This is a genomic window from Gilliamella sp. Gris3-2 (assembly GCF_001690345.1).
Taxonomy (GTDB): Bacteria; Pseudomonadota; Gammaproteobacteria; order Enterobacterales; family Orbaceae; genus Gilliamella; species Gilliamella bombi.
Genome location: NZ_LZHB01000027.1, coordinates 1 through 11,614, shown reverse-complemented (window position 1 = coordinate 11,614; position 11,614 = coordinate 1). Strand labels below are relative to the sequence as shown.

General features: G+C 31.3%; 16 protein-coding genes and 1 pseudogene. 11 read left to right on the top strand and 6 right to left on the bottom strand.

Annotation, left to right across the window (positions count from 1 at the left end):
* A partial coding sequence (locus tag A9G32_RS04760; protein WP_218055840.1) for a hypothetical protein occupies positions 1 to 467 on the top strand: 467 nt, incomplete at its 5' end.
* A 207-nt stretch (positions 468 to 674) separates the two neighbouring features.
* Here A9G32_RS04760 and A9G32_RS04755 read toward each other — a convergent pair.
* Both A9G32_RS04755 and A9G32_RS04750 read right to left on the bottom strand, forming a co-directional pair.
* The gene (locus A9G32_RS04755; RefSeq protein ID WP_065589789.1) at positions 675 to 1,157 is read right to left on the bottom strand and encodes a hypothetical protein; all 483 of its coding nucleotides are present in this window, start codon (positions 1,155 to 1,157) and stop codon (positions 675 to 677) included.
* Positions 1,158 to 1,390: 233 nt separating this feature from the next.
* On the bottom strand, positions 1,391 to 2,020 hold the full coding sequence (locus A9G32_RS04750; RefSeq protein ID WP_065589788.1) for a TetR/AcrR family transcriptional regulator: 630 nt from the start codon (positions 2,018 to 2,020) through the stop codon (positions 1,391 to 1,393).
* Positions 2,021 to 2,199: 179 nt separating this feature from the next.
* Here A9G32_RS04750 and A9G32_RS04745 point away from each other — a divergent pair, with 179 nt between their 5' ends.
* The 5 genes from A9G32_RS04745 to A9G32_RS04725 all read left to right on the top strand — a co-directional run bounded on the left by A9G32_RS04745 (position 2,200) and on the right by A9G32_RS04725 (position 6,205).
* On the top strand, positions 2,200 to 3,408 hold the full coding sequence (locus tag A9G32_RS04745; protein ID WP_065589787.1) for a Tm-1-like ATP-binding domain-containing protein: 1,209 nt from the start codon (positions 2,200 to 2,202) through the stop codon (positions 3,406 to 3,408).
* 16 nt (positions 3,409 to 3,424) lie between these two features.
* Positions 3,425 to 4,255 carry a phosphoenolpyruvate hydrolase family protein gene (locus A9G32_RS04740; RefSeq protein WP_065589786.1) on the top strand — a complete coding sequence of 277 codons (831 nt, stop codon included), beginning with the start codon at positions 3,425 to 3,427 and terminating at the stop codon, positions 4,253 to 4,255.
* A gap of 397 nt (positions 4,256 to 4,652) precedes the next feature.
* Positions 4,653 to 5,390 carry a hypothetical protein gene (locus tag A9G32_RS13205; protein ID WP_218055839.1) on the top strand — a complete coding sequence of 246 codons (738 nt, stop codon included), beginning with the start codon at positions 4,653 to 4,655 and terminating at the stop codon, positions 5,388 to 5,390.
* Between the two features lie 119 nt (positions 5,391 to 5,509).
* Positions 5,510 to 5,911 carry a hypothetical protein gene (locus A9G32_RS04730; protein ID WP_065589785.1) on the top strand — a complete coding sequence of 134 codons (402 nt, stop codon included), beginning with the start codon at positions 5,510 to 5,512 and terminating at the stop codon, positions 5,909 to 5,911.
* A gap of 9 nt (positions 5,912 to 5,920) precedes the next feature.
* Positions 5,921 to 6,205 (top strand): hypothetical protein, encoded by a 285-nt coding sequence (locus A9G32_RS04725; RefSeq protein ID WP_065589784.1) that lies wholly within the window; start codon positions 5,921 to 5,923, stop codon positions 6,203 to 6,205.
* Between the two features lie 139 nt (positions 6,206 to 6,344).
* Here the strand turns inward: A9G32_RS04725 and A9G32_RS04720 are convergent, their stop codons facing one another.
* Positions 6,345 to 7,235: a DUF4261 domain-containing protein gene (locus tag A9G32_RS04720; RefSeq protein WP_065589783.1), complete on the bottom strand. Its 891-nt coding sequence runs from the start codon at positions 7,233 to 7,235 to the stop codon at positions 6,345 to 6,347.
* 92 nt (positions 7,236 to 7,327) lie between these two features.
* Complete coding sequence (locus tag A9G32_RS04715) at positions 7,328 to 8,209, bottom strand: DUF4261 domain-containing protein (RefSeq protein WP_065589782.1); 882 nt, start codon at positions 8,207 to 8,209, stop codon at positions 7,328 to 7,330.
* Positions 8,210 to 8,387: 178 nt separating this feature from the next.
* Here A9G32_RS04715 and A9G32_RS13575 point away from each other — a divergent pair.
* The 5 genes and pseudogenes from A9G32_RS13575 (at position 8,388) to A9G32_RS04695 (ending at position 10,503) form a co-directional block, all read left to right on the top strand.
* Positions 8,388 to 8,777 (top strand): annotated as a pseudogene (locus A9G32_RS13575) (DoxX family protein).
* 194 nt (positions 8,778 to 8,971) lie between these two features.
* Complete coding sequence (locus A9G32_RS04710) at positions 8,972 to 9,190, top strand: DUF7710 domain-containing protein (RefSeq protein ID WP_065589781.1); 219 nt, start codon at positions 8,972 to 8,974, stop codon at positions 9,188 to 9,190.
* Between the two features lie 127 nt (positions 9,191 to 9,317).
* Positions 9,318 to 9,698, top strand: coding sequence for a hypothetical protein (locus A9G32_RS04705; protein ID WP_065639493.1), 381 nt, complete (start codon positions 9,318 to 9,320; stop codon positions 9,696 to 9,698).
* Positions 9,699 to 9,720: 22 nt separating this feature from the next.
* Complete coding sequence (locus tag A9G32_RS04700; protein WP_065589828.1) at positions 9,721 to 9,948, top strand: hypothetical protein; 228 nt, start codon at positions 9,721 to 9,723, stop codon at positions 9,946 to 9,948.
* Positions 9,949 to 10,170: 222 nt separating this feature from the next.
* Positions 10,171 to 10,503, top strand: coding sequence for a hypothetical protein (locus A9G32_RS04695; RefSeq protein ID WP_065589779.1), 333 nt, complete (start codon positions 10,171 to 10,173; stop codon positions 10,501 to 10,503).
* Between the two features lie 18 nt (positions 10,504 to 10,521).
* Here A9G32_RS04695 and A9G32_RS04690 read toward each other — a convergent pair whose 3' ends face one another.
* Both A9G32_RS04690 and A9G32_RS04685 read right to left on the bottom strand, forming a co-directional pair.
* Positions 10,522 to 10,803: a hypothetical protein gene (locus tag A9G32_RS04690; RefSeq protein WP_065589778.1), complete on the bottom strand. Its 282-nt coding sequence runs from the start codon at positions 10,801 to 10,803 to the stop codon at positions 10,522 to 10,524.
* Positions 10,804 to 10,867: 64 nt separating this feature from the next.
* The coding region (locus A9G32_RS04685) for an IS3 family transposase (protein ID WP_065640646.1) at positions 10,868 to 11,614 on the bottom strand (747 nt) is incomplete at its 5' end.

Genomic DNA, 11,614 nt, shown 5'->3' with positions numbered 1-11,614 from the left:
TAACTGATTTTCTTAGGACTGGGATATATTTGGGATTAAAAGTAGAGTTACCAGAGAAAGAAATATATTCTATTTTTCAAAAAAAAGATTTGGGTAAAAAATATTATTTTGATAAATTTAAAAAAAGTGAAGGTTTTTCTTATTTTTACGATTCACTGGAAATAATGGTTGTTAATTCCAAGATATATTCAATAGGATTTGATTTAGCTCGTCATCCAGTTACTTTATTGAATAATATAATCATATATTCTGAAACAAGTTTTGAACTTATTATGAAATATCTTGATATTGCTGATATAAATTGGTCTTTTGAAAAACAATATTGTTATAGTCGCGAATTAACAATCAAAACCGAAGGAAATGTTTTAATTGGTTGTGTATATGATAAAGGCAATTATTGGCTATCAAAATTCAAAACATTACAAAAAGTAAAAGGGGATTTTCTACTTTTTGACTGTACTATTTAAGGGAATAGTTACAATTGCAAAGATGAGTTAATAGCCAAAGCAGAAGAAATTGGTGTCTATGATTAATGCCGACAAGTTAAGGGATTTATTAATATTTATAATACAGGTAATCCCATAAATCGATTTTGGGGAAAACGCCTAATGATATTTTTAAAGGATCATTTCAACCATGGAGAGTAAACTTGCCGATGTTTTTCTACAGACTTTTTAGCAAGGACCAATTAAGCAACCAACCATCGCCATAGGAATAAAAATTGGAAATATAATCAAACCAATCATATCGCCCTGGATGTCAATATCTGATTCTTTTTTATGATTTGATTTAACTAATACAGTAATTGATTCTGGTAATAAATATTGATCAGATAATGTATTGGATTGCTTATAGAAGTTTCCTTTGGTTTTAAATAGAACTTGATAATAACCATCTCTCAAAATCGATTTTGATTTATATTTCGCTAATAATTTTTTATTGTTTAAGGCTTTTAGCTCAGGAATAAAATTACTATATTGAGCAACAATTTCATCACTTAAATTTTCTTGATAAAATGTAATTGATACACTTTCAATATCATCTTTATTTTCAGCTAAAAAATCATGGTAGCTTTTAAGTTCTAGTATGACTTCGGGACTAGTAAATTGATATGAGTATTCCTTTGATTCAGCAATAATCCCTACACTTTTTTTCAACTTTTAATTTTATAATTGTGTCATTATTAGGCAAAATTTGCGTTTGCTTATTTGCACAACCACAAAGACAAAAAATAAAGATAAAAACAAGTTTTTTCATTAGGGTTTTCTTACTTCAAATATTTAGATAAGGATGAATCATTATTTTATGTTATCCCATTTTCTGTAAACTTATTGATTTTTTTAATATACAAGAATAAGTAAAATTAAAGAACAGACTTTTTGAGCTCCAATCAAATTTTCGATGCTTCTTGTTTGGCTTGATGAATGATGGCTTTAGCTATCCATTGCGATAGTGATATTACATTTTGATCATCAAGTCCCCAGATATCCTTGAGTACCATAAATATTTCAGAACCGTAAATAATTGAAATAGCATAAACTACTTTATCATAAAGCTCATTTGGTAGTTCAGCTTTGAGTGGGGATAATATTGTTGTAAGAGTTTCTTTACGATTACCTCGTACCAATTTTTCGGTTTGTGGTGATAATGATGACCGTTCTGTTGCCCACTGTTGTAATGAAACCCTTAATGCTGCACGTAGCGCCCCTTCATGCTTTAGCATTTGAGGAAAAGCAAAAGCTAAAAAATCATTAATACGTTCTTCTGCATTTTGTTTTTTTGATTGCCAACTAAAAATAGGTTCTAATGAACTTTCTACCACAGCTGTAATTAGAGCACTTTGTGTTGGAAAATAGCGGTATGCTGTTGCTCTGGATATACCCGATTTATCAGCAAGTTCAGTTATGGTAAGCTCACAGCCTTGTTCTAATGCTTCTAATGCAATATTAATTAAACGCTCATAAGTCCGTTTTTTTACGCCAACATATGTTGGGTGCGATACTAAAGTTTTCTGAGTCATTAGGAATATATTTAATTTATCGTAATTTTAAATATGATACTGCATTTTAATAAATTAGTTAAAATTTATCATTTCCTAAAAAAATGAGACTTAAATCTCATTTTTGATATATAATGTATGACAATTAATCACCCTTTTGTTACAAATATTTACCTAATTAACTCATTTAGGAGTAATAAATGGCATCAACTAGTACAATTTATTTGGTTACTACATTAGACACCAAAGGGCAAGAAATCGTTTATATTAAAAATATTCTTGATTTAAAAAGTCTCAACTGCAAAATTATTGATGTTTCTACACAATCTCATCAATTTAATCATTTAGCAACTATCACAGCAGAAACCGTCGCTAGTTACCATCCAGACGGTAAACAGGCTGTTTTTTGTGGCGATAGAGGTAAAGCAATTGTTGCAATGGCCGAAGCTTTCAAATTGTTTCTGATGACTCAAAACGATGTAGAAGCCATACTAGGTTTAGGTGGTTCAGGAGGAACTGCATTAATTACTCCAGCCATGCAATCATTAGCTGTAGGAATTCCTAAACTAATGGTATCAACAATGGCATCTGGTGATATTTCTGGTTATATCGGTGCAAGTGATATTGCAATGATGTATTCAGTTACTGATATTGCTGGAATTAATGTCATATCTAGGAAAGTTTTAACCAATGCAGCTAATTTTATTGCTGGCTCAATTCTATTTAAAACCCAAGATACGATTGAAGATAAGCCTGCAATTGGTTTAACTATGTTTGGTGTCACAACTAAATGTGTTCAATCTGTATCAACTAAATTAAACGGGCAATATGATTGTTTGGTTTTTCATGCAACAGGCAGTGGTGGCAAAGCAATGGAAAAACTAGCTGATAGCCATTTATTGCACGGTGTGCTTGATATTACAACAACGGAAGTATGTGATTATTTATTTGGCGGTGTTTTAGCCTGCGATGAAGATCGTTTTGGTGCCATTGCAAGAAGCCAAGTACCTTATATTGGATCGTGTGGTGCACTTGATATGGTAAATTTTGCAAGCCCTGATACTATTCCTCAAAAATATCAAGATCGCCTATTTTATCCACATAATCCACAAGTGACATTAATGCGAACAACGCCAGAAGAAAATCAAAAAATGGCTAATTGGATAGCAAATAAACTTAATCAATGCCAAGGTTATGTCACTTTTATTATTCCTGAAGGTGGTTTTTCTGCTTTAGATATTGAAGGTGGTGCTTTTTGGTCACCAAAAGCAAATCAAGCATTTATTGATGAATTTGAAAAAACCTTTATCCAAACTCAAAAAAGAAAGTTAATAAAAACCCCTTATCATATAAACTCACCGCAGTTTTGTAATCTTATCATCAATGAATTTACAAAAATAATGAAATAAATATTTGGAGAATATTATGGGTAGTCAACGCACTCAATTGTTAAAAAAATTCCACGACATGATAGCTAAAGGTCAACCAATTATTGGTGGTGGAGCTGGTACAGGATTATCAGCAAAATGTGAAGAAGCTGGTGGTATCGATCTTATTGTTATCTATAATTCAGGGCGTTACCGTATGGCAGGTAGAGGTTCATTAGCAGGATTACTTGCTTATGGCAATGCTAACGAAATTGTAATGGATATGGCTAAAGAAGTATTACCAGTAGTTAAAAATACGCCAGTACTAGCGGGTGTAAATGGCACAGATCCATTTTGTCAATTTGACCAATTTTTAGATAAATTAAAAGAAACGGGATTTGCTGGCGTGCAAAACTTTCCAACTGTTGGACTCATTGATGGCAACTTCAGAGCAAACCTAGAAGAAACAGGAATGGGATACGCTTTAGAAGTCGAAATGATCCGCAAAGCACATGAAAAAGATCTACTTACAACACCTTATGTATTTAGTGAACAAAATGCGATCGATATGGCTAAAGCGGGTGCAGATATTTTAGTACCTCATATGGGACTAACGACGGGGGGGAGTATTGGTGCAGAAACAGCATTAAAACTAGCTGACTGTGTGCCACTAATCAATCAATGGGCAAAAGCGGCTAAAGCAATTCGCCCAGACATTATTATTTTATGTCATGGTGGTCCTATTGCTACCCCTGAAGATGCTGAATATATTTTAAAAAATTGCCCTGAATGTAATGGATTTTATGGAGCAAGTTCAATGGAACGTTTACCAACAGAAATTGCACTAAAACAAACGACAGAAAGATTTAAATCAATTCAACGACACTAACAATAATATAAGCAATAACAGCGCAACTAATGTATCGCGCTGTTATTTTTTTAAGAGAAGTGAAATTCGTTAAACTTTATTCTGATCGAAACATTATACTATTAATATCTACGCATATTTGTTATATGGCAATTTAAATTTAACAGAAACCCCATGTAAAAATATGCATAAAAGCTTTAACAAATCAGTAAATAGCAAAACCACCAACCACTTTCAAAATTATCTTCGATTTGAAATAATCGTTTAATAATACTATTTAGATAATAAAAAATGAGATTAGTCTAACAATTCCTTCTCAAAAAGATTAAAATTGATAAATATTATTGATAAACTGGCAAATATTTTTACCAGTTTAGGCTTAAATTAATCGCAAAGTAATAGTACTAAGCAGGAACAGATGAACACTCCCCCAAAATGGTTAAGGTTGTTAATTGATGAGAATTGCTCATTTGAACGACTATTAGCCAAACTTACGAAAGCCTTTAACTGTACATTTACTTATAAAAATGATAGTGGTATTGCTAAAGCTAAGTTAGATGATTTTACTATAATAATTCATGACAAAATTGATCGTACTTTTGACATCGTCCTTAATCCATCTTATATTCTTACATTCATGATTACAGAGGATAAATCTCCTAATTACCACGTTGAAAAGCATATTCAAACAACCTTAACCAATCATAGTATTATCTATCAACACTCACAAACCAAAGATCATGCCTATCCCATTGAACTTCCTTTTTGGCAAGCGCCCAACGATGACATTGTCATAAAATCCAAAGGCGATGCATTAACCGCCTATTGTAAAATATGGTATAAACCTGCCAAGTATTCTAAATTTACGGGTATATTTCAGTTTTCTAATGTTTGGGCAATGCGCTTTGAACGAAACAAACAGTACGCTTACTATAGCCATTGTGATGGAGATGATTTGAATACTTGTTATTGGATTATTCCAGAATCATCATGGCTTAAAGAATTAGTTAATGAACGACAATCTCATTTACCTGATTGGCAACACTACGATCGTGGTGACTATTGCCATTACATTATTCAAAGTGATTCATTCTACGTAGAAATCATCGCTAAACAGCTCAAAATATCCAAAAAGCAATTAAAAGGTATTTTTTAAGATAAAATGGCAATATATAAAGGTTAAATCATAACTTGGTATTCAATATACTATGAATCCCTAGATTACAACAGAATCATTTTTTGAGTTAATTGTACAAAGTAAAAAAAGAGTTAATCATGCAGGAATTTTTTGATAGATTAATGTTTGGTGAACTAAAGGATGTAATGATCGCTGGCTATATTGATTATGCTACCCTACCGATTTTTCACCCATTTTATGACAGATTATATTTTATTATTGATGAAGTTATTTTTGAGTTATATCTCAGTGAAGCAGGTATTATACAATATAATGAATTAACAGAAATTAAAGCATGGTTTACTTTAGATGATGATGACCATTTTTCATTGATGTCAATTTATTCACAATTATTCAAAACTGAGCAGGCTGTAATTATCACCGATATAACATACTCATCAATACCCTTCTCCTCAATGAGTATAAGTTACGTCAATGGTCAAGACTGCGGTAATTTACTTTTTGACCCAAATCATTTTTTTGGTTTTACATTTTTATAAAGGTTATAAATGTTAGATATTATTGATTTTATTGAATCATCATATAAAGATAATTCAGAGTTAAAACACAAACTAGAATTAGTCAAAAAATTAATTACCTACTTGTCTGAACATGATATTGACAGAACTGTTGGTGAGATTATACCTATCTTGGGCTGTAATACAGGTTATAGTGAATATCGAATCATTAATGACTGTGAATCGGATAACCCTTCACTGTGGTCTGAGTACCAATATAATGGCGAAAAGGTAAGGCTGAATTCTGGCGATATTGTACTCACAATGAAAAAATAAATTTTTGATAATGGGTTAGCACTATCAATAAGTAAATTAAGCAATAAATTAAGTGATAAAATGAATATAAAAAAATAAACGCACTATTTAAAAATAGACGTTTATTTTATTAGATTAATTTTGCTGGCAAGTTAAGTATTTATGCAGTTGCATTATTGCTATTTATTTCAACCACCAAAACATGACCTTGATCTTTCAAAAAGTATTCATCATCTTGTGGAGCGCGTAATGACATCATTTTATCATCACCCACCTCCATGGTATCGCCTGGCCTCATTGTTGCACCGCTATCACGCAAACACTGTAGGATATTGCCAAACATTTCAAAATAATATTCCCCCTCATCATGGCTATTGGCTAATACAGCAAAATCAGGCAAGCCAAAAATATCCGCACCATAAGTACGCATCCATACCCTTTTAACACCCTCTACCTCATATTTCACAAATCCACAAAAGAACGAGGGTAAGCAATAGCGTAAACTATCAATTCCATCTTTATCTGTAACCAATTTGCGAATAGTATTTATCGGTAGCGAAGTATGTCCATTTCCGTTAATCACAGCTAAAGCATTAAACTCCTCCAAACCAGCTGCTAAACGGGTTAAAGCAAGGTATTGCTCAAGTACATCTTGCTCATACCCAACATAATATAAAATTAAATGGCTATCATTATTGCGAATTTGCGCTTTGATATCCTGATTATAATGTGCAGGTGCAACACAAGTTTCTAATACCTCTGCAGGATATGGAGCATTGATACCGAATAGCTTAATCACGTGTTTTCCCCAACCAACTAAGATATAGCATCCATCATCTAACTGCCCCAATGGCTGTTGGCATTGGATATCTTTCATAGAAGAATCTATATTACGTAATTTATTTAATAAATTATTTTCATCAAAACAAAATTGTCCTTTAAAAACGACTCCTAATGCTAACGGTTCTTTAATCTCTGGATTTTCAACCAGATTCCCGCTTGCTTGTTGTTGCTGTGCTTTTTTGCCAAATAGGCGTGAAAAAATATTCATTTACTATTCCTTAATATTAAGTTTTTCTAAAATCTATTATTATCAATAAGGATACTAACCATTATATTAATAAATCTGATTTATACTAAAGATTACTCAACAAAGTATTCCATCACCAATACCGTTCCACCATTTTGTAAAAAAGATTCTTGTACTAATGGATTACGCAATAACATTTTTTTGCCCTCAGTATCTTCAGTAGTATGACCTGCACGTATCATTGCCCCACTATCCCGCAAAGAAAGCAATAAAATATTGAACATGTTCATATACTTTTCTCCATCTTCATAACTATTAGCTAATATAGCAAAATCAGGAAAACCAAAAGCATCGGCACCATAAGTACGCATCCATACGCCATCAAAATGGTCAACATTAAATTCCTCAAATCCAATAAAAAATAAAGGTAAACAATTACGTAACAAATAAACGCCTTTTTGTTCGGTTGCCAGTGCACTGGCAACATGAGTTGCTAAAATTTGATGAGCTTTTGCATTAATAAGAGCGCACATATCACTATGTTCAAATCCAACAGCAAACTGTGTTAGAGCAACATATTGTTCAACTAAATCCTCTTCAAAGCCAACATAGTACAACATTATATGGCTTTGATGATGATAAACTTGTTGTCTAAAATCTTGCCTTTTTTGACTACTTTCAATACAAGGTTCTAAAATTTCGGCAGAACAAGGGGAATTAAAGCCAACGATTTTAATAATGTGCTTACCAAAGACTGCATGTATATCAGCTCCATCAGCTATTTGCTCAATTGATGATTGCAAACGAATATTTTTCATTGATGAATCAATTTTGCGTAATGTTTTTAATAATTTATGTTGATTAAAAGAGAGTTTGCCATTGAATAGAACGATCAAAGATAAAGGATTTTCAATAGAAGAATTTGGCACAAAGATGTCATCTGATTGCTGGATTTCATTATCACCACGCCTAAACAAGCGAGCAAATAACCCCATTTTATATTCCTTATTAAATTCATCTTCTATTACCTAAATAGCACAAGCCTAATTAGGTACTGTTTTGTATACATTATATTTATATTGTAGAGTATTTAAAATACCAAACGATCAATTTTTTAACAAACATATCTTGGATGATTTTTAAGCTCATCGACTAAAACATCGATTAAACAACATTGCATCACTTTTATTACGTATAGCATTAGGTATTATGTTTTTGGCGCATGGGTTAACTAAACTTCTTGTTTTAACCCCCTCTGGTACAGCTTAATACTTTAAATCTATTTGATTTCCAGGATTTATTGGTTATTTAACAATTGCTTTTGAAATTGCTGGTGGCGCTTTATTACTTTTAGGAATTCTAACTCGTATAATCAGCTCACTCACTGTTATTCAGATGATTGTTATAAGTTTTATTCATTCAACAAATGGTTGATCATTTAGCAATACAGGTGGAGATTGGGAATATCCTGCTTTTATGGCTTTGAGTGCATTTAGTCTTGTATTATTGGGGACTGGAAAAATTAGCGTATTACCTCAAAGATATCATTCATTAACAAAATAATATGATCCTTCTGTCGGATTGAACTCTCTAAACAATAACTTCCAGTACAAATAAAAAATATAGAAATTGCTCGTATTGTTTACAGTAATTTGAGAAAATATTATAAACAATACAAGCAGTTCCCATAAATTATTGTTTATAACATTTTTATTATTAGCATGAAAAATCCAAAGAAGAATTACAGGTGAAATAGTATGAAAGAATATAGTTGGGTTTGGGTTTTTAAGAGAGACAATATTTCAATGGTATCTGCGGTGTTTTCGTCCCTTGAAAAAGCAGATAACTGGGTAAAGCTTAACAAATTAACAGGCGTTTTGACTAAAATGCCGATAGATATTGGTGGTTATGATTGGTGTATACAAAATAGTGCACAAATGCTTGAGCACTATCATTACCAAGAAGGTATTAGATAAAGTTATATTAAATTGTTAGCTTTGTTTAAACTCACTTTATTAGTAATAGCAAAATTTTATAAATACTATAATTGACATAAATCTTACCAAGAAAAATGATATTTAAGAAAATCAGAATATTAATAATATGATAAATAATGAAATAAAATTCTTGGCAACAAATATTAACTGTTATACCGAAGATCAAGTATTAATTATTGGTATCAGCAACGATCTAATATTTCCCAACAATTACTTAATATTATCTAGATTTGATGAAGATGAAGGTGATGTAGATGAATCAATAGGTATTCAAACTCATCTAACCGAAATCGAAGTAGCTAAAGCAGTTAAAAGTATCGTTTTGAAAAAAAATACACTTACCATAGAGATAAATAAACATAAAACCGAGCAAATACAGGCTAAAAAAATTATTATTGAATTTAATGAACTAGATAACACGTTGTTAATTAAATATATTAACGATATTTTCTCAGATAGTTCAGCAACTGTAATTATTAATGTATAAAAGGAGAAAAAAGAAAAATAACATGCTTTATCAACAAGAATTTATAGCTTGTATCACACAAAAAATATCTGAAAAACAGGACCTGTTAGACATTAGAAAATCACTTGTTTATTTTAAAAACAAAGGCATGTCCAAAAATTGTATGTATGTGTGCTTGCAAAACTTAACATATCCTAATAGTGAAGATATTATTTTAGAATTAATGGATTTTGTAACAGGTTTTTGTCATTCTGATTTGGCTGTATACTAACATCAAAAAGAATAGATGTAGCAATTATCAAGATATAAGTATTTACATCAAATCACCCACATTGCATAAAATGATACAAGTGCGTATGTAAATGTAATAAGCTATTCTTCTTCTGATTTAAATAAAGAAATATTTTCTATGAATCGGTTTATTAGAATTCGGAGACAGAATCAACCTTACCCTTTAAATAACAAATTCACAAAATCTAGGATGGGATCCTTAATGAAATTTATTTATAGAAATGATAAAACAAAATCGCTTCATTGGGAATTTTGTGAGAAAAATAAAGCTCCTTTTATAGAATTAAGTATTATTAATCATAAATTCACTAATATCTTTTATGATATAAGCAATTATCATATCTCTTTAGAAGAAATTTCTGATGATATAAAAAAATTATATTTAGCTTACATCGAATTTTGTATGCTTTCCGATCCTATAATTGAAGATTCGTATAGCCAATACTATTTTTTTAATTTAATCGTAAAAAGTGAGCATGCTAATTTTTTAGCAGAAAAATTATATGATTATCTTTTATTTAGATTAAGCAATTAAGTTAGAATATTTCCACTATTAATCAGGTTTAATTAAATAGTAGTCAAAACAGTTAGGACAATATTTTTCTAGCCAATTTTTGGCTCTTGTACTAATAAAACAGCCTAGTATTTCAATTCCCATAAAAAAATCAGAATCATCAAGTTCGTTGCCAACAAAAGTAATATATTCCGAAGGGTTTTGCATATTGATAAGTTTATTTTTGTTTAAATGAATTTGGCTTTCTATACTAGACAAGTAATAATCTGGCATATCCTGATTTAATTTTACATCATTAATGCCATCAAAAATTAAATCCACTGTGTAACTATCCCCTAAAATAGTACAGCAAAAAAGTAGAAAATTCTGGAATGGCAACACATTTTCAAACAAAAAAATTAAGGGGTAAGTGTTTTTTAAATTCAACGGGAGGCAAGTAGCCTAACGAAGAATGTAATCGTTTATGATTATACCAATAAGCATAAGCCGAAAAAGCGCGTTGTAACTCAGCTGTTGAGTTGAAACGTTGGCCTTTTACAAATTCCGTTTTAATTGTTTTAAATGTCGCTTCCGCTACCGCATTGTCATATGGACACCCTTTCTTGCTTAATGAATGCGTGATATTAAATGTCTTAAAACAATCCGCTAATAACCGATTATCAAACTCTTTACCGCGGTCTGAATGAAATAAATCCAATTTTGATAATGGCAGTTTAATTTGACTTAATGCCGACATAACAAGCTCTGCTGTTTTATGTTGACCAACATGATAACCGACAATTTGCCTATCGGATAAGTTCACTAAAACACATAAATAGTTCCAACGTTGCTTAACTTGAATATAGGTTAAATCCGCAACAACAATTTGTTTTTTATCACCTACATCAAATTGTCGTTGCAGGTGGTTTTCTGTGGCGGTTTCATTCACTTCCGTAGTATGAGATTGATAACGTTTAACGGTGTATTTTGATACCAGCAATAAGGCTTTCATCACCCGAGCAATGTAACGGCGTGACACCCAAATATTCTCTTTCTGTAAATCAAATCGAATTCGTCTTGTACCATAAGACTGATAGCTCTGATTAAATAGCGTCACGATTTTATCGGCATAAAGCCCTACTGATTTTTGTCT

Excerpts from the sequence above, each read along its gene's own strand:
- A9G32_RS04750 (WP_065589788.1), bottom strand. The coding sequence starts at position 2,020 with ATGACTCAGAAAACTTTAGTATCGCACCCAACATATGTTGGCGTAAAA.
- A9G32_RS04745 (WP_065589787.1), top strand. The coding sequence starts at position 2,200 with ATGGCATCAACTAGTACAATTTATTTGGTTACTACATTAGACACCAAA.
- A9G32_RS04740 (WP_065589786.1), top strand. The coding sequence starts at position 3,425 with ATGGGTAGTCAACGCACTCAATTGTTAAAAAAATTCCACGACATGATA.
- A9G32_RS13205 (WP_218055839.1), top strand. The coding sequence starts at position 4,653 with ATGAACACTCCCCCAAAATGGTTAAGGTTGTTAATTGATGAGAATTGC.
- A9G32_RS04730 (WP_065589785.1), top strand. The coding sequence starts at position 5,510 with ATGCAGGAATTTTTTGATAGATTAATGTTTGGTGAACTAAAGGATGTA.
- A9G32_RS04725 (WP_065589784.1), top strand. The coding sequence starts at position 5,921 with ATGTTAGATATTATTGATTTTATTGAATCATCATATAAAGATAATTCA.
- A9G32_RS04720 (WP_065589783.1), bottom strand. The coding sequence starts at position 7,235 with ATGAATATTTTTTCACGCCTATTTGGCAAAAAAGCACAGCAACAACAA.
- A9G32_RS04715 (WP_065589782.1), bottom strand. The coding sequence starts at position 8,209 with ATGGGGTTATTTGCTCGCTTGTTTAGGCGTGGTGATAATGAAATCCAG.
- A9G32_RS04710 (WP_065589781.1), top strand. The coding sequence starts at position 8,972 with ATGAAAGAATATAGTTGGGTTTGGGTTTTTAAGAGAGACAATATTTCA.
- A9G32_RS04705 (WP_065639493.1), top strand. The coding sequence starts at position 9,318 with ATGATAAATAATGAAATAAAATTCTTGGCAACAAATATTAACTGTTAT.
- A9G32_RS04700 (WP_065589828.1), top strand. The coding sequence starts at position 9,721 with ATGCTTTATCAACAAGAATTTATAGCTTGTATCACACAAAAAATATCT.
- A9G32_RS04695 (WP_065589779.1), top strand. The coding sequence starts at position 10,171 with ATGAAATTTATTTATAGAAATGATAAAACAAAATCGCTTCATTGGGAA.